The following is a 23,156-nucleotide window of genomic DNA, read 5'->3' on the forward strand; positions in this document are numbered from 1 at the left end:
TGATCGAAAACAGATTATGGATGCAAGGTGATGTTGGTGATAGAAGTCACTTGTCCTGTGCTTACATTCACATTTGTAACGGTGGTATCTTTCACAGTGCCATTACCTGCGATGGCTACGTTATAAGTACCCGCGCTGATGCCTGCCATCAGGTAAACGCCCGTAACCGGATCGGGGATAGAAGATGCCACGGTATCCGTTCCCTGGATGGCGAAAATGCCTTTCACTGCTGTTGGCGGCAGCACAACACCTTTGATAGAACCGCCATCAGCCTGGCTGTAAGCGCGGATCACCGGTTTGAGCATAAATTTGCCGTTGCCCGTCATCACTACAGAGCGGTTGGCGTCAAAGTCAAGCCAGAGGCGGTATTCCACGCCTGCCGTGAGATTGGCGTGCAGGTTCAGTTTCAGCCCTGATTGTTGTGCGGAAGGTGTTTCCAGCGGGTAGGAAGTACCTCCTATCACTACGCTGTTGTTAGTGCCTAATACCAATCTGATCTGGGAGATCTGACCGGCGGGCAGGCCTTGCGATGCGATAACAGTGTCGAGGCCGTTTCTGAATTTAAGGAGGTTATAAACGCCGGGGCGTAATAACTGTAACGATTGCCATCCGGTGGTAGTGGAAGCATCGGAAGAAGCATTCACTTGTACGCCTTGTACATCTACATTCACAGCGTCGTAAGGAGAAGGTGCATCTGTCAACAGCACTGTCATGCGTGCATTCCCGCTGCTGTTATCATCATTTTTACTGCAGGAGGTGAACAGTGTAGCAGCAGCCGCTAAAGCGGCAAAGGTAAGTGTGATCTGGTTTTTCATGCTTGTAGGTTTTATATCCTGCCTCCACCATAACAAGCCCCGTACCAATCTCTTTAACATTTTGCTAAGTATTTAGAATGAATACCTTACGGATGCACAGAAACTTTTTATAACAGGCTGATCACCTGTTATTCGCTTTGGCACTGCTTTGGCATATGCATGAGTATAAACCATATTGATATGAAAAAGATCGCGTTAGTAGCCTTTCTCCTGATTGCAGGTATCTATTCATCACAAGCCCAGGTTCGTCTGAATGTAAACGTAAACATCGGCAATCAGCCACAGTGGGGCCCCGTAGGCTATGACTATGCTGAATACTACTATTTCCCTGATATCGATGCTTATTATTATATCCCGCAGCAACAGTTCATTTATTACAACGACAACAGATGGGTATTCGCCCGTTCATTACCTTATGATTACGATATTTACCGTGGCTATAAAGTAGTGATCAATGCCGACAGACCTTATCTGCGCGATGATTACTATCGCAGGCAATACAGACGCTATAAAGGCTGGTATGGCCGTCAGGACCTGATCCGCGATAGCCGTGATGAACGCTACAGAAGATATGATAACGACAATGATCAGGGCCATGGTCATGGAAGATGGAAAGAAAACGGCCACGATAACGGCCGCCGTGCACACGGACATGATCGTGAAGATGAACAATAAATAATTACGAATTACAAATTAAGAATTACGGCCTACCGGGTAGATCTACCCGGTAGGCCGTAATTCTTAATTTGTAATTCGTAATTATTTACTCTTCCTCTTCTTCTCCATCATCATCCAACCACTCCATGTAAGAGTAGTACCAGTCTTCCAGCTGCTCCAGCAATTCCTGCTTTTTCTCGGGAGCATTTTTGAAGAACTCTTCTACGTTATCAATTTCGGACACGATGTCGATGTAAGCAGTTTCTTCGTCTTCTTCTACACGTTTGGCGAAGAAGCGGGGCTTTTCGGTATGAAATATATATTCATTTTCAGGATCCGTTACCGGATCGTCGGCAATGAGAAATTTAGGTAACTGTGCCATAGTGAGTTATTTGAATTACAAAAGTATTGATAAAAAGAGTATAAAAATCGTTATTGCTACAGGTCAGGAGATAAATTTATTCATAATTTTTTACATCTTTATAGCAGTTTAAACCCTATCCATATGCAACAGTATTGGACAAGATGGGAAACATGGATGCAGACATATGCACCCCGACTGATCAGCCTCCTCTATCCTGGTGTTTCCGCTGATAGCATAGCCGCCCTTGAAGACCTCACAGGAGCCGCGCTGCCGGCTACTTTCAAAGCATTTTACGCTATCCACGACGGTCAAAAGGCCGATAAGGCCGGACTGGTAAATGGCGATACCCTCCTGCCTCTGCATGAAATCATTTTGCAGTGGCAGCAATGGAAACGCTTGCTGGATGAAGGCACTTTCAAAACGCAACTGGTATGCGAGCCGGATACGGGCATCTGCTACAACTGGTGGAACCCGCTGTGGATCCCGTTTACGCACGATGGCCTGGGCAACTATCTCTGTATTGACCTGGACCCCACGCCAGGCGGCACTCCCGGCCAGGTGATCACTTTCTGGCACGACGATCCTCACCGTGAAATTGTAGCTCCTTCTTTTGAAGCCTGGATCAGTGATTATATCAATGCCATCGAAAGAGGCGAATACATCTACCTGAAAAAGTGGGGCATCGTACACAAAGATGCCGCCTTTAACTACAACGACCGGTAATCCGCAGGAGTGGCGCCAGTCCAGCGTTTGAAAGCCCTGGTGAAAGCGCTCAGCTCATTATATCCCAGCATATAGGAAATATCTTTCAGCTGGTAATTACCCGAGGAGAGATAATACAAAGCCAGTGATTTACGGACCGCATCCGCCACATCCTGGTATTTCACCCCTTCCTCTTTGAGGCGCCTTTGCAGGCTGCGCGGGCTCACATTGAAATTGGCTGCAATCTGCTCCAGGGATTGCACCCCCAGGTAAGAATTAGCCAGCAGGTAATGATGTATCCTTACCTGCAGCGATTGCGGCTTTTCTGCCTCCTGCGATATCACCGCTACCTTCTTCAGCAGATGCCCCTGCAATTCATAGTTGGCCGTTAGTACCGGCTCATCCCAGTAGCGGTTATCAAATACCACGGCGTATTCGCCGGAACGGCGCACCGGCACGCAACGCAGCACTCTTGCATATTCCGTTTCATCGGCCACGTGATAGGGCAGCTTCACCGCCTGCGGCACGATCTTCTCTAACAGCAGGCCATCCATTTCATGTATCACCATAACGATCAATAATTCCATCAGCTGCCGGAAGGCGAAAGGCGGCGTGGCGCCATGATCCTTTGCCGGTATCAGTTTCACGGTAAATTGTTTATGGCCGCGTATCAGTTCCATGCGGCATTCGCTGGTAATGAGATGTGTGAGCGCGGCCGCCTGTGTGAGCGCATCACCCACGGTGGCGCTGCTCTGGATGATGGCGCCCACTACGCCAAGGGCGGCGGGTTTCAGCGACTCGGCAAAATGCAGGCCGAACAAAGGATCATTGGCAAGGCGGCTGGCATTGAGCCACAGGTCATGCACTTGCTGATGCGTAATAACGGCGCCGGTCTTTTTCAAAGCCTTCAGATCAATGCGGGCGAGGCTGCAAAGCTCCGCTGCATCTACATCCCGCTGTACTGCATATGCGATCATATTCCTGGCTAAAAGTAGTTGTTGATCTTCCATATGATAAAGGTATCCTCCTCTCACGGCATAAAAAAAGATTGTCGCAAAATGGTAAGTCTTTGTCGTGAGATGATAAATGTAACACATCTCCCCCGATGTAGTTTTGCATCATCATCAACATTATTCATCTCAAAAAAAATAAAGAAATGGAAAATCAAACTTTAAAAGTAGTAGCTGAATTTGTACACGCAGTCCAGGAAGTAAATCTCGAAAAGCTGGGCGCCTTGCTTCACCCGGAGATCAGCTGGCAACAGCCGGGTAACAACCGTTTTTCCGGCACTAAGAAATCCAGTGGTGAAGTGTTCCAGATGGTGGGCGGCATGTTTGAGGTATCTGAAAATACCCTCCGTCTCAGCGACATCAAAACCATTGCTGTAAACGGCGACCAGGCCACCTGCGTGCTTACCTGGAAGGCATCCCGTCCCGGCGCCGAATTATATACGGATAACGTAGACGTATATACGGTGAAAGATGGCCAGATCGTGGCGGCTAAAGTATTTGCGGAAGATATTGCGCAGGAAGATCATTTCTGGGGCAACTGATGTAGAAAAATACGGGCAACAGGTCTTCCGGCGCGATGTTATCACGCCGGAAGATTAATTTTAGCGAACATTCAAGATGGCATTATTGTTGAAAGTTAAAAAGCAGATTTTCTTTTAACTAAAACAATTATTATCATGAAAGCTCCAAAAAACCTCACCGGATTCATGTTTGCCACAGCATTGGGCGTAGTAGCTTCTTTCTCAGGCCAGCGCGCATTTGCACAGGGGATAGATAGCACCTTAAAAAAGATAGGCCATAAAACAGCGTCCATTGCGGTAAAAGGAACTTCCGCTGTTACCGACAAGATCTACAAAGGAAAAGAAGGACCCAATGGCGAGACGGTCTACATCGATAAAAAAGACCGCAAATTTATTGTAGACGGGAAAGGTAAGAAAGTGTATCTGAAGAAATCACAGATTCACGACAAAAAAGACAAGTAATAAGAGGCCAGTTTTAGTCGAATATAAAAAAGCCGGATCAGGGAGCACCTACCGGCTTTTTTGCTGTATATTCACTATTACAAAACGCTTCCTATGTTACTCACCCCAGGCACCTGTTACCAGGTCAGCTCCGTCGCGGTCCCCTCGCTGCTTACGCGCCATGGCGAATACCATTTCATTGTGAGATTGATACACGCCAATGATACTTCCGACAGCGCCATATTTGAACTGGTGAAAGTACTTCCCCGCATCTCCGTCCGGCAGGAAGCCGATACCAGGCGTATTGTGGAATCGCATGCGGATGGCGTAGTGCTTCGCGATGTTGGCGGACGGCCGCTCAATTTCCCTCCGTTTGAAAAAGAATCTATCTTTCAGCAGTGGCTGCAACAAGGGCTGGCCGTGATATGTGATTGTAACCGCCTCTGAGCGCATCAGATGGCATTACGGAAAGTAGCGTTGGCCCTGCCGGTGCCTTGAGGAGGCCCCTGGTACCAGTCTTCATCATAATACACAAAAAAGGCCATCCAGATGGTACGGGACCATCGCATGATCAATGGCTGTAAAATCAGCAGCAGCAAGGCATTGGCGCCCAACCACCAGAAAATACGGTTGTCGTAAATAGAAAACCCGATAAATAACCACCACGCTATCAGGCTGGCTACACAAACGGCAATAGACAAGGCATAGCTTACGTAACCGGTACCATAATAAAACCCTACTTCTACTTCCACCTGCTGGCCGCATACAGGGCATACATCGGGCATTTTCATGAAGTTCTTCAGGTTGTAAGGGTTTTGCGTTTTGAAAATATTGCCACGGCGGCAACGGGCGCATTTATTGCCCAGCAGGCTTTTCAGCAGACCGGGCTTCTCATGATTTTTATCTGCACACATACTTTGTTGATTTATTTCTTCATCAGATAATATTTTTCCTGAACTCCTCCGGGGTAACGCCTGCGTACTTCTTGAAGAACTTCGTAAAGTAGGAATTATCCTGGAAGTTAAGCTGGTAGGCGATCGACGAGATAGGCACATCTGCGTTGATGAGCAGGCGTTTGGCTTCCAGCAGTACCCTGTCGCGGATGATCTCTCCGGCCGAGCGGCCCAACATATGCTGGCAGAAGGCATTGAGGTAATTAGGCGTTACATACAGCAATGCCGCGTAATCCTTTGGCAGCCGCAGTTGCATGTAATGCTGTTCCACCAGCTTGCGGAAGTTGCGTAACAACATATTGTTATGCAGCATCTCCGGGCGCTCTTTGCCGCATTGCGTGGTGCGTGCTGTTTTGATAAATACTTCCAGCAACAGGAGCCGTAGCATGTCGAGGCTGTAAGCATGGCCAGCGGCCACTTCCACGAGCATCTCTTCCAGCAGGGCGGTGATGGCATGCAGGCCCTCACGGGGCAGTTGCACTACGCCTTCGGTACTTACGCCACTAAAAAAAGGGAAGCGTTCTACGTAATCGGCATCTTTCAAAAATTCGTTGAAGAATGCCGTGGAAACATTGAGCACATATCCTTCTGTCTTCCCTTCAAAATACCAGCTATGTACCTGGCCCGGCACCATGAAGTAGAATTGCCCTGCCTTCACCGGAAACCGCTCAAAATCGATCGTATGGCTACCTTTACCGCTGGTAAAAAGTACCAAATGGTAAAAAGAGTGCCGGTGCGGGAAATGAATATCCTGGTGGGCTTCCAGATAATCGGAGAACCGCGCCACGAGTATATCGGCTGAAACGGGCTTCCCCATTACAAGGGAACAGATATCATATGTTGGAATATGCGCCTTTGACATGTTAGGGCAAAGGTACGGAGCGGGAGGATAGCCAGATTGTGGAATTGGGGGCTTTAATGGTACTTTTTACATATTGTTCCTGTTGATGGCGGCAGTAGTCGCCATCAACAGGAACGGAGATCTATTTTACGTACTTGTTAAGCCATTCATCCATTTCCCACAGCATGTGGAGGATGCTTTCTCTGGCAGCATAGCCGTGGCTTTCCTGCGGCAGGAATACCAGGCGGGCGGTGCCGCCATTGCCTTTGATAGCATTGTACAGTCTTTCGCTTTGAATGGGGAAAGTGCCGGAATTATTATCAGCTTCGCCGTGGATCATGAGCAGCGGCGTTTTCATCTTATCGGCATAAGAGAAGGGCGACATTTTGTAGTACACATCCGGCGCCTGCCAATAGGTGCGTTGTTCATTCTGGAAGCCGAAAGGCGTGAGCGTGCGGTTATAAGCGCCGCTGCGCGCGATGCCGGCCTTGAATAAATTCGTATGTGCGAGCAGGTTAGCCGTCATGAAAGCGCCGTAAGAGTGGCCCCCCACAGCGATGCGGTTCCTGTCGCCCACGCCCATCTCGTCGATCTTGTTCACTGCCGCTTCTGCGTTCATCACCAGCTGATCGATAAAAGTGTCGTTGGGTTCTTTGTCGCCCTCGCCTACGATCGGCATTTCGGTAGCGTCCATCACGGCAAATCCGCGGGTAACCCAGAAGATGGCCGAGCCGTAAGACACCCTGGTGAAGCGATATTCAGAGCCGCGCACCTGTGCGGCATCGCTGGCAGATTTATACTCACGGGGATAAGCCCACATCAGCACGGGCAAACGGCCGTCTTTTTTAGGGTCATAGCCTTTAGGCAGGTACAGCATAGCGGTGAGGTCCACGCCGTCTTTACGTTTGTATTTGAGCAGCTGTTTTTGAACGCCCTGCAATTGTGGCTGTGGGTGCGGGAAAGCGGTCAGTGCTACTGTTTCTTTTTTCTTCAGCGTTTGCAGGTAATAGTTCGCCGGCATGGTAACGGATTCTTTTGAGATCACCAGCGTCATTTTTGCCGGATCGATCACTTTGGTCACCTGTTCGTAGTAAGGAGCCTGTGAGCGCCACAGGATGGTTTGCTTTTTATCTTTCAAACTGAACTTCGACAGGAAAGGGCGGTCGCCTTCGGGAGAGGCGCCCGGAGCGGTCATCAGCAGCTCATCTGCGGGTGATATGTACAATACGGATTTGCCGTACTGATTTTTCACCAGCAGCGGATCGCCGGGATCGTTGTAGCGGTCGTTCAGCGAGCGGTCGATCACTGTTACGGGTTCCTGCTCCGGATGTGATGGATCGATACGGGTCACTTTCACTTTCTGCTGGGTGTTATTAAGGGCTGTAACCAGCGCCAGCTGTGCATTTCCCCAGGCGATGCCGCCAAAGCGGTCTGTTGTTTTGGTGAGCGCTACGGGCTGTGCATCGAATGGAGCGGCCAGCATGTCCACTTCATCGCGGAAAGGCACATTCTTTTTAGGATCACCGCCATCGAGGGCCTGCACCCAGGTAATGGTAGCCGGCGCATCGCTGCGCCAGGCGTGGTGACGGGGATAATTACTGGTGGCATCGAAGCCTTTGGGCCGCACTTCATCCAGCGGTTTGCTGGCTAAGGTTTTCACTTTCTCGCCATTCATCTTCCATATCTCCACTTCTGTCGGGAAACGGTCGGCGCCAACGAGATAAGAGAAAGGACGGTGCAGGGTTTCTATCAGCAGATATTGATTATCGGGAGATGGCTCGATACCCGCGTAGATGCCGGGTTTGCCAATCACCTGTTCGCCCTTGCTGCTGATGATCACAGGTTCTGACTGGAAATAATATTCGAACAGTTTTTCATCATAGGGGTTTTTGAGCATATCCTGGAAAGTGGCGGCAGGAGCGGCTTTCCCGCTGGTTTGTTGAACCGTAGGGCCTTCTGCCGCAACGGGTTTCAGCGGGGCGGGGCCGATGTTAGCCGGTACAGACAATACCAGGATACGGTCTTCATCTAACCAGGTGAATGCATGGCCGCCGGTGTTATTCAAACGGCGTTGGCTGAATTGTTTGGCGGCGCCGGTAGCCACGTCTGCTGTCCACAGGGTGATGCTGTTGTTGTCGGTAACGGTGAAGGCTATACGCTTTTGTCCGGGCGACCAGGACACTTTGCTGATGCGGGCATCGGCCGGCAAGCCTGTTACCGGGTATTGTTTATTGCCATTCACCATTTTGATGGTGATAGACGTTACATACGCTGCCCTGCTGGGGCCAAAGTTGGATGGATTGATACGATCGCCTGCCAAACGGTATTCCGGCTGCGACAATTCTTCGATGGTAGGAAAGCCGGAGCGTTCCATGATCAGCATTACATCTCCTTTCGGATTAAAATCAACTTGTTGCGGAGGCGCAGCCATGGCCAGTTCCATGATAGACTGCGGAGGCGTCTGATACTTCAGCGCGTCTTGTGCATAAGCCCTTACTGTAAGTAACAGGGATAACGACAGTACTAGTTTTCTCATATAGCGGTTGAATTAAGGTCGGAACCAATCCCGCCAAAATAGGGATATTGGCGGGGAAAGCAAAGGAGAAAGTGATGAAGGGCGAAGGAAGAAAAATTCACTTGCATTTCTCATCCAAAGATTTTTATCTTTGCAGTCATCTGATGATATGATGTATTCGAATACTTCTCCTTTAAAACGTTCCAGCCTGGCTGAGGAGGTATCCCGCCGGTTGCAGGACCAGATCGTTTCCGGCAAATATGCCGTGGGGCAGCAGTTGCCTACAGAGCCTGAGCTGATGTTGCAGTTTGGCGTAGGCCGTTCCAGTGTGCGGGAAGCCGTGAAGATACTGGCCCACAAAGGATTTGTACGGGTGCAGCAGGGAGTAGGCACTTTCGTCGCATCGCAAACAGGCCCCGGCGAGCCGCTGTCGCAACGCCTGCAGCGTGCCGACTTTGAAGACCTGAACGAAGTGCGTTTCCTCTTTGAAGTGAAGATTGCCGAGAAAGCCGCCATGCACCGTAATAATAAAGATATTGAGAAGATGAAAGGCTTTTTGAAAAAACGCTATGAATACGCTGTCGCTAATCAGCTGGAGGCCTGTATTCAGGCGGATATCAACTTTCATAATTCTATCGCGGAAGCGGGTAAGAACGAGATCATGATAGATCTTTACCATACTGTATCATCACATCTGAAACAGTCGTTTGTGCTGCGCTATGGTAATACCGATTCTTTCACCGCTACCCAGCACCTCCATGATGCGCTGCTGCAAAGCATTATAGACAAGGATCCTAAAAAAGCGCTGTACTGGGCGCAAAAGATCGCCACACACAATAAGTAAAAAATTTATCCTTAAACATCAGATGATCTGATCACAATTGAAAACCATGGAAACAACATTACAAGAACAGTCCGCGCAAACTACGAATCAGGCCGCACAACAAACGGTGCTCTCTATATTGCTGGCATTGAGTTTCACCCATCTGCTCAACGACACCCTGCAATCGTTGATACCTGCTATTTATCCACTGGTAAAGGATTCGCTGAAATTGAACTTTTCGCAGGTAGGCCTTATCACCTTTACCTTTCAGCTGTCGGCATCGATATTACAGCCACTGGTGGGCCTTTTCACAGATAAAAGGCCGCAACCCTATTCACTTGCTATCGGTATGATGTTCACCCTGATAGGGTTGGTATGTTTATCACGCGCGGGCAGTTTCGAGATGGTGCTGGTATCCGTAGGCCTTGTGGGCGTTGGCTCGGCGGTATTTCATCCGGAGGCATCCAGGCTGGCGCATATGGCATCCGGCGGCAAGCATGGCATGGCGCAATCGCTTTTCCAGGTGGGCGGCAATGCGGGCAGCTCGCTGGGACCTTTGCTGGCAGCGGCCATTGTAGTGCCTTTCGGGCAACGCAATATCATCTGGTTCTCTCTTGCCGCATTGCTGGCCATTTTCGTGATGCTTAACATCAGCAAATGGTACAAGGCCAATACGCATCGCATCAAACCAAAAAAAGCGGCGCAATTGCAGCAGCATCAGCGGCTGTCTACCGGCAAGGTGATCTTCTCTCTGGCTATATTGCTCGTGCTCATCTTCTCCAAATACTTTTATATGGCGAGCATGACCAGCTATTATACTTTTTACCTGATGAGTAAATTCCATCTTTCTGTACAAACAGCACAGGTGTATTTGTTTGTGTTCCTCTTCTCCGTAGCAGCGGGCACTTTCATTGGCGGGCCGGTAGGCGACCGTATCGGCAGGAAATATGTGATCTGGATATCCATACTGGGCGTGGCGCCGTTCTCACTGCTGCTGCCGCATGTGAACCTCGCGCTCACCGCGGTGCTCAGCGTGTTCATCGGGGTGATATTATCTTCCGCCTTCTCCGCTATTCTCGTATATGCGCAGGAGTTAGTACCGGGGAAAGTAGGCATGATAGCGGGCTTGTTCTTCGGCCTGGCCTTTGGTATGGCCGGTGTGGGCTCTGCCCTGCTGGGTAAACTGGCCGATGCTACCAGCATCAACTATGTATACCAGGTATGCGCGTACCTGCCGCTGATAGGCTTACTGACAGGTCTTCTTCCTAACCTCGAAAAGCGTAAATCCTAGTTTTCGCTACTTTCGCTGAAATTTTTAATGATATGTGGAAAGGCATTGTGCTTGTGTTGCTGGGAGCCTGTAGCTTCGGGATATTATCTACGATCGTGAAGCTGGGCTACCAGCAAGGATTTACGCTGGGAGAGCTATGCAGCGTGCAGGCTGGCTTCGGGATGCTGGCGCTGTGGATCATCCATTGGCTCTCGCGCCGCCCAACCATGGGCCTTCGCGATAAAGATGCGCGTACCTGTTTTATTCTCGGCAGCTCCACCGGTTTGGTGAGCATCACCTATTATCAAAGCGTGCAATATATTCCTGCCAGTCTGGGTATCATCTTGCTGATGCAGTTTACCTGGATGAGCATGCTGGCCGAATGGCTGATCTATAAAAAACGTCCCAATGCGATACAGTGGATCGCTGTAATATGCATACTGGGCGGCACTTTGCTGGCAGGCGGCATTTTGAATAGCGGTCCGGCGCAGGTAGATATCCGGGGCATTGGTTTCGGCTTGCTGGCCGCTTTGTTCTATACGGTATTCATTGTGGTGAGTGGCCGTGTGGGGCAATCTTTAACGCCAGTGTTGAAAAGTGCGTGGATCGTTACCGGCGCTTTTGTGATCATTACGATACTATTTCCGCCGCTATACCTGGTGAATGGCCGTTTCCTCGGCAGTGAGCTTTGGCTGTGGGGCTTGCCCCTGGCGGCTTTCGGCACGGTATTACCGCCCTTTCTCTTTTCCAAGGGCATGCCGCAAACCGGTGTGGCGCTGGGCGCCATCCTGAGCGCCGCCGAGCTGCCCGTGGCTACCACTGCCGCCACTGTGATGCTGCATGAACGCGTAACGATGCTACAGGTGGCAGGCGTGATCATCATACTCAGCGCCATCGCATTGGCGAACCTGAAGCGAAGGAGGCCGGCCGTACAGCCCGTGGCATAAACAGAAAGATTCATACCGCCCCTTGGCAGACTGCTTTTTTATTTATCTTTGCCCCCGCTATTAGAAGCAAATGTTCCATGAAAGCATTTAACTTTTTTATTCTATATCGTTTCCCAATAGGCATCGTGTTGTTGTTGGGCGGTATTGCCCTCGGATTTACGGTTGGCTGGTGGGAAGCTACCATCGTGCTGGTACTGGCACTGATATGCCTCGTTACGCATGTGCTCTTCGGCCCTATGCGGCTGGTACAGGAAGCAGTGGAAGCTGGCGACCTTGAGCGCGCCACCGCCCTGATGAACCAGGTGAAATTCCCCAAGCTGCTGTATAAACCTATCCGCTCCGTATACTATTTTATGCAGAGCAATATGGCGATGTATAGCAATGACCTTGATAAAGCAGAAGCCACGATCCGCCAGAGTATTCAGTCTGGCAGCCCGATGAAAGAATATGAAGGCATGCAGTACTTCCAGCTGGGTACCATTGCTTATCAGAAGAATGATCTGAAGACCGCAGACCAGAACCTGAAAAAGGCAGTACGCATGGGCCTCCCTGATAAAGAGAATACCGCCGCCGCCTTGCTCACACTGGCTTCTATCGCCATGACGCGCCGCGACTTCAAAACCGCTAAAGATTATTTTCGCCGTGCCAAGGCGCAGAAGCCTACCACCGCACAGATCGTGAACCAGATCAAGGAAATGGACAAGTACATTTCCAGGATGCCGGGATAAGAAATTAAAAATGATTGCTTGAAGCGAAGGATCAGCCCTTCAGGCGCTTTGAGCGCTTGAAGGGTTTTTTAATTATAAATTCATCAGATGTATAAGAGATCTACTATTGCACTATTATTGGCTTGCTCCTTCTTTTCAGCCAGGGCACAGGATTCCAGCCGTATCAGCCAACTCAATGAAATTACGGTAACAGCCACCAAAGGGCCACAGAAAGCCAGCGAAACCGGCAAAGTGGTGACCATCCTCACCAGGGAATACCTGCAAAAGAACAGCGGCAAAACCATTGCCTCTATCCTCAACGAACAGGCCGGCCTTATCGTGAATGGCTCCGAAAATGTACGGGGCACCATCCCTGATGTGTATATGCGCGGCTCCCTCAGCGGCAATACCCTCATCCTCGTAGATGGCCTGCCCGTAAGCGACGCATCGCAGATCGCCAGCACTTTCGATCTTAATTTTATTTCCCCGGAGATGGTAGAGAGAATTGAAGTGTTGCGCGGCGCACAATCGACCTTATACGGCACCAACGCCGTGACCGGCGTAATCAATATCATCACCCGCAAGAGCGGCGACAAAAAATTCGGTGCAGGCGCCAGTCTGGGCTATGGCAGCTATAACGACCGCCAGGCCGCCGTGAACATACATGGTAACATCTCCCGCTTCTCTTACCTGCTGGGTTATAAGTATGAAAAAACCGACGGCTTCTCAGATGCCTACGATTCTACCCACACCGCCAATTTCGATAAAGACGGTTTCCGCCAGCATAGCGTATTCGCCAAACTGGGCCTCACCGCAGGCTCCCGCTGGAACTTCCAGTACCTTTTCAACTTCAGCGATTATCACCACGCACTCGATGAAGGCGCCTTCATCGATGATAAAGACTATAACGGTAAATTCAAATATCTCCTCAATGGCTTCAGCAGCGAATATCGCTTCAAAAATGGCAGCTGGCATGTATTGTACAGCTATCAACAAAATAACCGCGACATCCTGAACGATTCCGGCTACGTGGCGCCTAATGGCTTCGCGAAATATGATAAAACCACCTTCGCCTCCAACACGCACCAGGCCGAAACCTACGTGAACTGGAACGTAGCGAGACAAGTGCGACTGATTGGCGGTGGCGTATTTACAGCTTCCGGTATCGATCAGCATGACTGGTACCTTGGTAATTATCCCGGCGCCACACCTTTTATCACCGATCTTACCAAAGACAGTTCCCATACCCGCCAGATCAGCGGCTATGCCTCCGTGCTACTGCATGATATGGGTGGCTTCAACCTGGATGCCGGCGGCCGTTACAATCATCATAACATCTACGGTAATAATTTTACCTTCTCTGTTAATCCATCTTACCTGATCAACGATCACCATAAAGTATTCGTGAACGTGGCGAGTGCCTATAAAGTGCCCAGTTTATACCAATTGTATGCGCCAGGTTATGGTAACAAGCTCCTGAAGCCTGAATCCACCATCAGCTACGAAGCAGGCTACCAGGCCTTTTTGAAGCAGTTGAACTTCCGTGTAACCGGTTTTGCGCGGAATACCAAAGACCTGATCATTTTCTATTCCGATCCGGTCACCTATGCCAGTCAGTACCGCAATGCCGACAAACAAAAGGCATATGGTGCAGAAGTAGAAGCCAACTGGCAGATCATCAAGGGCCTCGACCTCAACGTGAATTATACTTATGTAGACGGCCGTGTTACCAAAGACCTGGGCAACAACAAGGATACCTCCTATTATAACCTGTACCGGGTGCCGCGGCATGCGGTAAACGCCACGCTGGGCTACCAGGTGACCAAGGCATTTTATGCCAGCGCATCGTACCGCTACATCGGCCAGCGCTACCAGGGCAATACGCCCATGGGGGATTATTACACTTTAGACCTCTATGGTGAGTATAAATTTGCTAACTTGCTTAAAATTTTTGCCGGGTTCAGGAACATCACAGATTATCAATATTTTGATCTGTTAGGTTACAATTCGCGAAGATTTAATTTCAATACAGGGATTATCTTTAATTTGTAAACATATAAAACCAACATATGTCTTTAAAAAATCTTAATCCGCGATTTGGCATTCTGCTGCTGTTTATCCTGGCGGCAGGCGTGATCCGTGTAGTATTGGGAGCAGACAAGGATATGTCGCCCATCGCTATGTTCACACCGGTAGGCGCCATGGCATTGTTCGGCGGCGCTTCTTTCTCAGAGAAATGGAAATCCTATGCATTTCCACTGCTGGCGCTGTTTTTCAGTGACCTCGTGCTGATGCAGGTATTTCATCGTGAATATGCCGACGGCCTCCTGTACAAAGGCTGGATGTGGAATTACCTCAGCTTTGTGGCCATCGTGCTGATTGGTCAGGTAATGATCAAGAAAATCGCTGTTGGTAATATCGTACTGGCATCTGTAGCGGCCGCAGTAACACACTGGCTCATTTCCGATTTCGGTGTGTGGATCTCCGGCTCTACCAATCTGCTGACCGGCCAGCCCTTCACCAAAGACCTCGCAGGCCTTAGCAGCTGCTATGTGCAAGCCATCCCTTACATGAAATACACGCTGATCGGTAACCTGATCTACTGCACGATCTTCTTCGGCAGTTTCGCACTGATACAACGCAGGCTCCGCCTGGCACTCTGATAAATGAGTATAAATTTTTTAGAGATCCGGAGAGTAGATGGAAGAAGCAAAATCTCCTACGCTCCGGGTCTCTAATCATTTCAGGGATGCGCTATAGCGCTCCTCTCCCATACCTACATTTCTGTCGCCGGCCCTGAAAAAGTGTATCTAACGTGGATGCATCTACGAAAAAGAATGTTCTGACAACAAATAAACTCAACATGCGCAAATTTTCACGCAAATTCCAATTTCCGATTGTACTGGCAGCGCTGGCTGTGATAGGCTTTTCCGCCTGTCAGAAAAACAGCAGCGAAACAGTTGTTCCTACTATTGTTAGCCCGGGTCTTAAAGACGGAAAAGATACGATCTATGCCGGTGATACCCGCGTATTGCGGCCAACACTGGGCAACATCACCACGCCTCCTACCTTCCTCTGGCTCGTAAATGGTGTGCCCGCCGGTACTGATTCTACCTATACTTTTACCCCAACCGATAAAGGCGATTATACCATCTCCTTCAAAGTATCGTCTGGCAACAGTCTCAACGCCTACTACTACCGCGTGAAGGTACTGGGCCGCTATGAGAACGGTTTTTATATCATCAATGAAGGCAGCTATCCCGCTACCGGCGATGTGAACTTCTACCGCTATAATGAAGATACCCTGCACCTCAACGTATATTCACAAACCAATCCTGGCAAACAATTGGGCGTGACCACCGAATACGGCGCTGTTTTCAATAACACCCTGTATGTGGTATCCAAACAAGGACCTTTCATTGCCACCGATGCTTTCTCTATGAAAGAGACCGGCCGCATTGCGCAGCTACCCGCCGATGGGCGCGCCTTCTGCGGCATCGATAATAACCGCGGACTGGTGAGCACTGCTGATGGCGTATACCCGGTAGACCTGCAAGCCTTTACCGTAGGCGCTAAAATAGCCGGTATCACCGGCCAGGCAGGCAGCATGATCAAAGCAGGCAATTATGTATTTGTGTTAACGCAGGCAGATGGCGTAGTAGCGCTGAATGCAGCCGATCTATCCATCGCAGGCAAACCGGCGAAAGCCGCAGTGGGCTTCGCTAAAACCACCGACGGCAACATCTGGGCAGCTGCCGGCAATACTTTATACAGCATCAATTCACAAACACTGGCTGTAAGCACAGTAACCGTACCTTTCACCATCTACGATTCCTGGGGCTTCTGGAACCCCGGTACCTTCAGCGCTTCCAGTGTTGAAAATGCCGTGTTCTTTGCGCAAACAGGCCAGTGGGGCGGCGGCACACAGATATATAAATACATCCCCGGCAACGCCGCTTCTTTACAAAACGCATTCATCACACTACCTGCCGACAGAGAACTGTATGGCGGAAGCGTAAGATATAATCCCGCCGATAACTCCCTCGTAGTAACCGGCATCAAACCTGGCTATGGCCAGAACTCGAAAGAAAACACCCTCTTCATCTACGATGCTGCCACCGGCGCACTGAGAAAAAGCATTCTTTATACAGGCTTCTTTTTCCCGGCCATGCCCGCATTATAGTATTGGTGAATTTTTTGATTTACGGATTTTTTGATTAAATCAAAAAATCCGTAAATCCCTCAATCAAAAATTTTTTATGTTCTATTTAATAACCGGCGGCGCGCGATCAGGCAAAAGCAGCCATGCGCAAGAGTTAGCGCTCACACAGAGTGCGCATCCGGTGTATGTGGCTACTGCCAAAGTATGGGATGATGATTTTGCGGCGCGCGTACAACGACATAAGAACGAGCGCGATGATAAATGGGTGAATTATGAAGAAGAGATGCATGTGAGTCGTCTTCCGATAGATGGTCATACGGTGGTGATCGATTGCGTAACGTTGTGGCTCACCAACTTTTTCGTGCATTATGAGTATGATGTAGAAGCCACTTTGCAGGCCATGAAAGCAGAACTTAACGCCTTGCATCAGAAAGCAGGCACTTTTATCATCGTTACCAACGAGATCGGCATGGGCGTGCATGCGGAAACGCCCATCGGGCGCAAATTTACCGACCTTCAGGGTTGGGTGAACCAGCACATTGCGCGTTTAGCCGGCACCGTAGTATTAATGGTTTCCGGTATTCCCGTTGTAATAAAAAAAGAAGGTTTATAAAGATGCATATCGAGATCGCGCCCATATCACAGGAGCTGAGAGCAGCCTTACAGGAGAAGATAGATCAGAAGACAAAGCCGCCCGGCTCCCTCGGCAAGCTGGAGCAGGTGGCCTTGCAGGCAGGACTGGTACAGCAAACGCTGTCGCCCGTGTTGCAGCAACCTGCTATCGTGGTATTTGCAGGCGATCACGGCATCGCGGCGGAAGGACTGGTAAACCCTTTCCCACAGGCCGTTACCGCACAAATGGTATACAATTTCCTCAACGGCGCCGCCGCCATCAATGTATTTTGTCGTCAGCACCAATTACAACTCAGCGTAGTGGATGCGGGCGTTAATCATGAATTTGCCGCTCACCCGCTGTTAAAAAACCGGAAGATCGGCATGGGCACGCAGAACTTCCAGCATAGGCCCGCCATGTCGGAAGAGCAGTGCAAACGCGCCATGGAAGCCGGCGCAGCGGAAGTGAGGGAACTGCATGAAAAAGGCTGCAACATCATCGGCTTCGGCGAAATGGGCATTGGCAACACTTCTGCCGCCGCTTTGCTGATGAGTCATTTTACCGGTGTCCCTATCGATGAATGCGTGGGTATTGGCACGGGCAGCAATGCCCAGCAGCTGACGCAGAAGAAGGCAATACTGCGGCAGGTGATGGCCTTTCATCCTGCTCCGCCCACCGCGATGCTGGCATTGGCCACCTTTGGCGGCTTTGAAATAGCGATGACCTGTGGCGCCATCCTGCAAGCGGCCGCGTTGCGCATGTTGGTAGTGATCGATGGATTTATTGTAACATCCGCCCTGCTGGCCGCCGCCAGCATGCATCCTGCGGTAAAAGACTATTGCATCTTTGCGCATTGTTCAGAAGAGAAAGGCCACAAGGCCATGCTGCAACACCTTGGATGTGTGCCGCTTCTGCAACTCGATATGCGCCTTGGTGAAGGCACCGGCGCCGCACTGGCCATCCCGCTGATCGCCAGCGCCATCGCCTTTCTCAACGAAATGGCCAGCTTCAACAGTGCACAGGTTTCAAACCGGACGATATGAAAAAACAGTGGCAGCTGTTCCTTGTAGCCATCATGTTCTATTCCCGCATACGCGTGCCCACTGGTACGCCGCATGACGGTGATATGCTCAGCAAAGCTACCCGTTACCTCCCCCTGGTAGGCTGGGTGGTGGCCGCCATTATGATCGCAGTGGCCTATGTATTCAGCACCTTTGCTCCCCGCCCCGTGACCGTGCTGCTCAGCATCATCGCCGGCGTATGGACCACCGGCGCATTTCATGAAGATGGATTTGCTGATATGTGCGACGGATTCGGCGGTGGCTGGACCAAAGAGAAGATTCTCGAAATCATGAAAGACAGCCGTATCGGCACTTATGGCATGTTAGGCCTCTTGCTGCTCATGGCGATGAAGCTGCTCTCTCTCATGTATCTCCCGATGGGGCAAATCATGTTCGCCATCTTCGCGGCGCAGCCGCTGAGCCGCTTTTCAGCCATTACGATCATCTACACACAACAATATGTAAGAGAGAATGAAGACAGCAAGGCGAAACCTGTATCCAAAGGTATCACCGGCGCCGATCTCGCCATCGCAGGCGTTTTCGGGCTGCTCCCCTTCTTCCTGGCAATCATCTGTCTGCAAAATTATACCCTCCTGCTGGTGCTTCCTGCATTGCTGCTGGTACGCTGGTATATGGCGCGCCTCATGCGCAAATGGATCGGCGGCTATACTGGCGATTGTCTTGGCGCTATGCAACAGGTAGCGGAAACAGTTATATATTTGTGCTTTTGCATTCTGGCATGGAAATATATTTGATCCGGCACACCACACCGGCCGTGGAACGCGGCATCTGTTACGGCTTTTCCGATATCGATGTGGCCGACACCTTTGAAACAGAGGCAGCTCGTATTGTACCCTTGCTGCCTGAACAGCCCTTCGACGTATATACGAGCCCGTTACAACGCTGCCACAAGCTGGCCACCCGTCTCTTCGGCGAGCAGGTGAGCATCGACAGGCGCTTAATGGAACTCAATTTCGGCGATTGGGAAATGCAGCGCTGGGAGGCCCTCGGGCCTGATGCCCTGCAAAAATGGATGGATGATTTTGTGTACGAGCGGGTGCCTAATGGCGAAAGCTATGAAGATCTCTACCTGCGCAGCCTTGATATATTACAGGAGATAATTGCCAAAGGCCGTGATGCTGTACTGGTGACTCATAGCGGTGTGATCCGCGCTCTGCTGGCCCATGTGACCCATACGCCGCTGGAAAAATCTTTCGACAGAAGAACCGAATACGGCCGTGTAGCCCGTCTGAGCGCCTTAAACGGCCAGATAGAAATGATATTCTATAATGCGTAAGGTCTTCTAAATGGATATGTTATCTTAATTTTTTTAAATATCTTTCTAAAATCCTGAAAAACTCGGATTTCGTATTAACTTTATGTGGTTATTTTATCGTAACTAGTGAACACAATAAAATCTGGTGTATAATGACAACTTCATTTTTGAATATTCCGCTTTTGTTTCTGCAGGAAATCGGTATCAAAGAGTTACTGCTGATCGCCCTCGTGGTACTGTTATTGTTTGGTGGTAAGAAGATTCCTGAATTAATGCGTGGTTTGGGTAGCGGCATTCGTGAGTTCAAAGATGCCAAAGACGAGCCTGCAAAGAAAGAAAAAAGCGAATAATAAAATATTCACGATTGCAAAAGTGCAAATGGTGAACCTTCCGGTTCACCATTTGCACTTTTTTGTTTACGCTGCGATCCGCACTTCTCCTTCTATCGCAGGTCCTGTATCATTGTTCACTGCATCGTATTTCTTCTTAAAATACCATGAAGATATCATCATCATGATGATACCGGTAACGCATACACCGAATACCGCATCCATGAAAAACTGGCTCCAGGATAAAGAGATCCCGCAAAAGTTCTTCACCAGCATTACCGTTACGCTGCCCAGGTAACCAAATGAATCCGCCACATAGATCACGAAACCTACGTTGCTCACGTATTTGAATACGGCTATCAGTCGCTCGAAAAAGATACAGTTGAATGGGATGTATCCCATATACAATCCAAGGCCGGTGAGCGTCATCCACCATACAGGTCCCATCACATGCCTTTTGAACAGAATGGTGCTGAGGAGCGCGATGAGAAAGCCCGCGATCACGATGAGATGATTGAGCATGAAGGCCTGGAAATTGTTCTTCACAAATACCAGCAGGCTCATAATAAGAATGATGGCAACAGATACCGGTACTTCGGTTTGTGTGAAGATGGCTGCCTGCGAGCCATAGCCCAGGTCTTTCCAGATGTCGGCGGCGAAGTTATCGCGCATGTCGCGCAATACGGTGAGCAGCACATAGCTCGCGATGAGCAACACGAGGCCCGGCAGGAAGAGGTGCAGGAAACGTTTGCGGTCCTGTTTGTTCATGGGCGCACGTTTGGTGCGCATCTGTTCATCAGCGGCCGTGGGCGGCGGTATTTGCTCCAGTAACAACACAAAGATCATGATCGGCACTACGAATACCAGTCCTGTTACGAAAGGCATCCAAAATTCGCTTACGCCCCAGTTCACGACGGTCATCTTGCCCACCGACTTCACAAACCCGGATGAAAAAATAAAGCTGATGGATAATACGGCTCCCATGAATTCCGTGCTGCGCCTGCCTTCCAGGTAGCTGAACACCAGGCCCCATATCATGCCCAGCGGGAAACCGTTGATAAAGAGAAAAGGAATATTATAAGGCGCCGGTATGATGGCAAACAATAACAAAGCTGCCCAGGAGATCAGGATCAGCATCAGGATGTTACGCGCCCGTTTGTTGCCCTTCATCTCTGCAATGAACCTGATACCATAGAATTTACTGCACGCATAACCTATTGTTTGTGCGATCACCAACCATATCTTGTAATCGATACCTAAAAAAGAAATGCCTTCAAATATCCCTGCCGTAAAGGGTTTACGGAATGCATACATGCACGAATAGGTTCCGAACGCCACCAACGCAGCATACAGGGAGAAAGTAAAATGATGCGCCCTTTGCAGCCGCTTCTGAATCCAGGGAATATTCAACATTAGCACAAATGATTTGGGCCAAAGGTGAAGATCCAATGTAAACTAAATGTTAATAAATACTGAACTAATTGTTAAGTATTATTGAACATTATTTATAAAAAAATCCCGCCGCCGCAAACGCGGGGCGGGATATGAATCAAACTTAAACGGGTTACTTCAGTAACCACATACTTGCATTGATATCGTCGGTGCTGCCACCAAACTGGCTTTGCAGCGCAGCAGCCCAGTTGATGCTATTGGCGGTACGTTCGCTATCAGGGTATTTGAAACGTTTAGGGATCACGCCACTGTTACCAGTACCAGCGCCTACGCTAAAGGCAGGTACGCCGGTTCTGCGCCAGTTGATATAAGCTTCCCAGCCAGAGTTCTCGAAGAAGGCCAGGTATTTCTGGGTCAGGATCTGTTGCAGGCCGGCGGCATTGTTACCCTGATATTTTACAGTTGGCTGTATGTAGTAGCTGCCTTCAAAATCAAAAGGAATATCATAACGTACACCCGCATACGTTTTTGATACCACTCCACTCAGCGGGATACCATAGAAGCCCAGGGATGCCTTGATACCGTTCTTGTACCAGCTCTCTGCATCGCCGGTGATCCAGCCGCGGTTGATGGCCTCTGCGATGTTAAAGCATACTTCAGGGTAACCCACGATGATACCTGGTTCAGCCGCATAGCTGCTGTAGTAGCGGCTTCTGCTGCGCAGCGAGTAAGCGGCGGTATCTACGTTCGACATTTGTGACGACATATCTTCCTGGCTCTGACCAGACTGTGCACCTACATAAGCCGTGATATCGCTCGGCTTCTTGTGATATTGGTTCAGCTGTTGTGTAGCCGGTTCCGCAGTGACATAAGCGCGCGGGTCCTTCAGGCCTACCAGCGTATTCAGGTAGGTGGCAGACATGTTATAACGGGTAGCATCATTACCCAGGTTGTCCGGGTTGGATGGATACTTGTTGATGTTGTTATAGATATATTGCAGGTTCTGGTCCATACCCGTGATCAGCGGGTATTTGGCCGGGTTGCCAATGATGTTCTTGAACTGCTCCACTACTTTCAGATCCGCATCGCTGGTTTTGTTACTGAGGGTGATCAGTACGCGCAGATGGAAACTGTTAACAGTGCGTTGCCATTTTGAAAGATCGTTGCCGAAATAGAAATCGCCTTTCAACACCTGACCATCAGCAGTATTGCTCTTGTCGGGGTTGTTCACCAGCTGATCCAGCTGCGTGTTGGCATCTTCCAGCCATTGCAGTATCTGTTTGAATACCTCTTTTTGAGAGTTATACTTGGGCGCTACGATCGTTTGGCCTTGCAGGGCATCTGCCAGTGGCAGATCGCCTGTGAGGTTGGTCATGCGGTAGTAGTAGAAAGCGCGGAAGAACTTACCCAGCGCGGTGTAAGGATTCACATCCTTACCTCCCAGCCTGGCGGCTTCACTCTCCATCTGTTTCACGTTCAGGAGGGAGTAGAAGCTGTTGAGATCGGCGCCCCCCCAGTCGTAACGTTGGTCGCCATAATAGTTATAATTACAGCAATCGAACTGGTTCCAGCGCATAACGTTGCTCCAGGGCTTGTCGCCGTTCATATCGGCCAGCACCCCTCCCAACACGAGACTGGGCGGCACTTTGGAGGGTCTGTTCTGGTTCACTTGATATTGGTCGTACTTCTTGTTACAGCTGCTTACCACGATACCAGTCAAGGCAGTAAGTACAAATATTTTCAATGATTTCATACAA

Annotated in this window: 25 protein-coding genes; 17 read left to right on the forward strand and 8 right to left on the reverse strand. The window is 49.8% G+C overall.

The annotated features are described in order from the left end of the window. Positions 1-14: 14 nt before the first annotated feature. Complete coding sequence (locus FPG75_RS16565; protein ID WP_143307984.1) at positions 15-815, reverse strand: DUF4382 domain-containing protein; 801 nt, start codon at positions 813-815, stop codon at positions 15-17. A gap of 180 nt (positions 816-995) precedes the next feature. Here FPG75_RS16565 and FPG75_RS16570 point away from each other — a divergent pair, with 180 nt between their 5' ends. After that, positions 996-1,490 (forward strand): hypothetical protein, encoded by a 495-nt coding sequence (locus FPG75_RS16570; RefSeq protein ID WP_143307985.1) that lies wholly within the window; start codon positions 996-998, stop codon positions 1,488-1,490. A gap of 88 nt (positions 1,491-1,578) precedes the next feature. On the opposite strand, the gene FPG75_RS16575 is transcribed toward FPG75_RS16570, so the two are convergent. Next, positions 1,579-1,854 (reverse strand): hypothetical protein, encoded by a 276-nt coding sequence (locus tag FPG75_RS16575; protein WP_143307986.1) that lies wholly within the window; start codon positions 1,852-1,854, stop codon positions 1,579-1,581. 123 nt (positions 1,855-1,977) lie between these two features. Here FPG75_RS16575 and FPG75_RS16580 point away from each other — a divergent pair, with 123 nt between their 5' ends. Beyond that, positions 1,978-2,559 carry an SMI1/KNR4 family protein gene (locus tag FPG75_RS16580; RefSeq protein WP_143307987.1) on the forward strand — a complete coding sequence of 194 codons (582 nt, stop codon included), beginning with the start codon at positions 1,978-1,980 and terminating at the stop codon, positions 2,557-2,559. Here FPG75_RS16580 and FPG75_RS16585 read toward each other — a convergent pair. Beyond that, complete coding sequence (locus tag FPG75_RS16585) at positions 2,544-3,548, reverse strand: AraC family transcriptional regulator (RefSeq protein ID WP_143307988.1); 1,005 nt, start codon at positions 3,546-3,548, stop codon at positions 2,544-2,546. The two genes, FPG75_RS16580 and FPG75_RS16585, sit on opposite strands and share 16 nt — an antisense overlap. Before the next feature lie 146 nt (positions 3,549-3,694). On the opposite strand from FPG75_RS16585, the gene FPG75_RS16590 reads away from it, so the two are divergent. The 3 genes from FPG75_RS16590 (at position 3,695) to FPG75_RS16600 (ending at position 4,957) form a co-directional block, all read left to right on the forward strand. Then, positions 3,695-4,090 carry a nuclear transport factor 2 family protein gene (locus FPG75_RS16590; protein WP_143307989.1) on the forward strand — a complete coding sequence of 132 codons (396 nt, stop codon included), beginning with the start codon at positions 3,695-3,697 and terminating at the stop codon, positions 4,088-4,090. Positions 4,091-4,225: 135 nt separating this feature from the next. Then, the gene (locus FPG75_RS16595; protein WP_143307990.1) at positions 4,226-4,531 is read left to right on the forward strand and encodes a hypothetical protein; all 306 of its coding nucleotides are present in this window, start codon (positions 4,226-4,228) and stop codon (positions 4,529-4,531) included. A 93-nt stretch (positions 4,532-4,624) separates the two neighbouring features. Then, positions 4,625-4,957, forward strand: coding sequence for a PH domain-containing protein (locus tag FPG75_RS16600; RefSeq protein ID WP_143307991.1), 333 nt, complete (start codon positions 4,625-4,627; stop codon positions 4,955-4,957). Positions 4,958-4,962: 5 nt separating this feature from the next. On the opposite strand, the gene FPG75_RS16605 is transcribed toward FPG75_RS16600, so the two are convergent. From FPG75_RS16605 to FPG75_RS16615, 3 genes are all read right to left on the reverse strand, one after another. After that, entirely contained in the window at positions 4,963-5,424 is a 462-nt protein-coding gene (locus FPG75_RS16605; protein ID WP_143307992.1) for a DUF983 domain-containing protein, read from the reverse strand. A 22-nt stretch (positions 5,425-5,446) separates the two neighbouring features. After that, positions 5,447-6,325 carry a helix-turn-helix domain-containing protein gene (locus FPG75_RS16610; protein WP_143307993.1) on the reverse strand — a complete coding sequence of 293 codons (879 nt, stop codon included), beginning with the start codon at positions 6,323-6,325 and terminating at the stop codon, positions 5,447-5,449. A 121-nt stretch (positions 6,326-6,446) separates the two neighbouring features. Next, on the reverse strand, positions 6,447-8,840 hold the full coding sequence (locus FPG75_RS16615) for a S9 family peptidase (protein WP_143307994.1): 2,394 nt from the start codon (positions 8,838-8,840) through the stop codon (positions 6,447-6,449). Positions 8,841-8,988: 148 nt separating this feature from the next. Between FPG75_RS16615 and FPG75_RS16620 the strand changes: the two genes are divergently transcribed. The 12 genes from FPG75_RS16620 to tatA all read left to right on the forward strand — a co-directional run bounded on the left by FPG75_RS16620 (position 8,989) and on the right by tatA (position 20,028). Next, entirely contained in the window at positions 8,989-9,663 is a 675-nt protein-coding gene (locus FPG75_RS16620; protein ID WP_236652816.1) for a FadR/GntR family transcriptional regulator, read from the forward strand. Between the two features lie 46 nt (positions 9,664-9,709). Beyond that, positions 9,710-10,933, forward strand: coding sequence for an MFS transporter (locus FPG75_RS16625; protein ID WP_143307995.1), 1,224 nt, complete (start codon positions 9,710-9,712; stop codon positions 10,931-10,933). A gap of 32 nt (positions 10,934-10,965) precedes the next feature. Then, positions 10,966-11,859, forward strand: a complete 894-nt coding sequence (locus tag FPG75_RS16630) for an EamA family transporter (protein WP_143307996.1) — start codon at positions 10,966-10,968, stop codon at positions 11,857-11,859. A gap of 77 nt (positions 11,860-11,936) precedes the next feature. After that, positions 11,937-12,587: a tetratricopeptide repeat protein gene (locus tag FPG75_RS16635; RefSeq protein WP_143307997.1), complete on the forward strand. Its 651-nt coding sequence runs from the start codon at positions 11,937-11,939 to the stop codon at positions 12,585-12,587. An 87-nt stretch (positions 12,588-12,674) separates the two neighbouring features. Next, entirely contained in the window at positions 12,675-14,618 is a 1,944-nt protein-coding gene (locus FPG75_RS16640; protein ID WP_143307998.1) for a TonB-dependent receptor, read from the forward strand. Between the two features lie 17 nt (positions 14,619-14,635). Next, entirely contained in the window at positions 14,636-15,229 is a 594-nt protein-coding gene (locus tag FPG75_RS16645) for a DUF6580 family putative transport protein (protein WP_143307999.1), read from the forward strand. A 200-nt stretch (positions 15,230-15,429) separates the two neighbouring features. Beyond that, positions 15,430-16,749, forward strand: coding sequence for a DUF5074 domain-containing protein (locus FPG75_RS16650; RefSeq protein ID WP_143308000.1), 1,320 nt, complete (start codon positions 15,430-15,432; stop codon positions 16,747-16,749). 76 nt (positions 16,750-16,825) lie between these two features. After that, positions 16,826-17,341 (forward strand): bifunctional adenosylcobinamide kinase/adenosylcobinamide-phosphate guanylyltransferase, encoded by a 516-nt coding sequence (cobU, locus tag FPG75_RS16655; protein ID WP_143308001.1) that lies wholly within the window; start codon positions 16,826-16,828, stop codon positions 17,339-17,341. A gap of 2 nt (positions 17,342-17,343) precedes the next feature. Then, a complete protein-coding gene (cobT, locus tag FPG75_RS16660; RefSeq protein WP_143308002.1) occupies positions 17,344-18,384 on the forward strand; it encodes a nicotinate-nucleotide--dimethylbenzimidazole phosphoribosyltransferase in 1,041 nt (346 codons plus the stop codon). Next, a complete protein-coding gene (locus FPG75_RS16665; RefSeq protein ID WP_143308003.1) occupies positions 18,381-19,157 on the forward strand; it encodes an adenosylcobinamide-GDP ribazoletransferase in 777 nt (258 codons plus the stop codon). The genes cobT and FPG75_RS16665 overlap by 4 nt, the downstream gene beginning before the upstream one ends. Continuing rightward, positions 19,142-19,699: an alpha-ribazole phosphatase family protein gene (cobC, locus tag FPG75_RS16670; RefSeq protein WP_161596827.1), complete on the forward strand. Its 558-nt coding sequence runs from the start codon at positions 19,142-19,144 to the stop codon at positions 19,697-19,699. The genes FPG75_RS16665 and cobC overlap by 16 nt, the downstream gene beginning before the upstream one ends. A 131-nt stretch (positions 19,700-19,830) precedes the next feature. After that, positions 19,831-20,028 (forward strand): twin-arginine translocase TatA/TatE family subunit, encoded by a 198-nt coding sequence (gene tatA, locus FPG75_RS16675; RefSeq protein WP_143308005.1) that lies wholly within the window; start codon positions 19,831-19,833, stop codon positions 20,026-20,028. A gap of 66 nt (positions 20,029-20,094) precedes the next feature. Here the strand turns inward: tatA and FPG75_RS16680 are convergent, their stop codons facing one another. Further along, complete coding sequence (locus tag FPG75_RS16680; RefSeq protein ID WP_143308006.1) at positions 20,095-21,420, reverse strand: DUF5690 family protein; 1,326 nt, start codon at positions 21,418-21,420, stop codon at positions 20,095-20,097. Between the two features lie 151 nt (positions 21,421-21,571). Then, positions 21,572-23,152: a SusD/RagB family nutrient-binding outer membrane lipoprotein gene (locus FPG75_RS16685; RefSeq protein ID WP_143308007.1), complete on the reverse strand. Its 1,581-nt coding sequence runs from the start codon at positions 23,150-23,152 to the stop codon at positions 21,572-21,574. Positions 23,153-23,156 lie beyond the last annotated feature (4 nt).

Origin of the sequence: Chitinophaga vietnamensis (assembly GCF_902167635.1) — a bacterium.
GTDB classification, from domain to species: Bacteria; Bacteroidota; Bacteroidia; order Chitinophagales; family Chitinophagaceae; genus Chitinophaga; species Chitinophaga vietnamensis.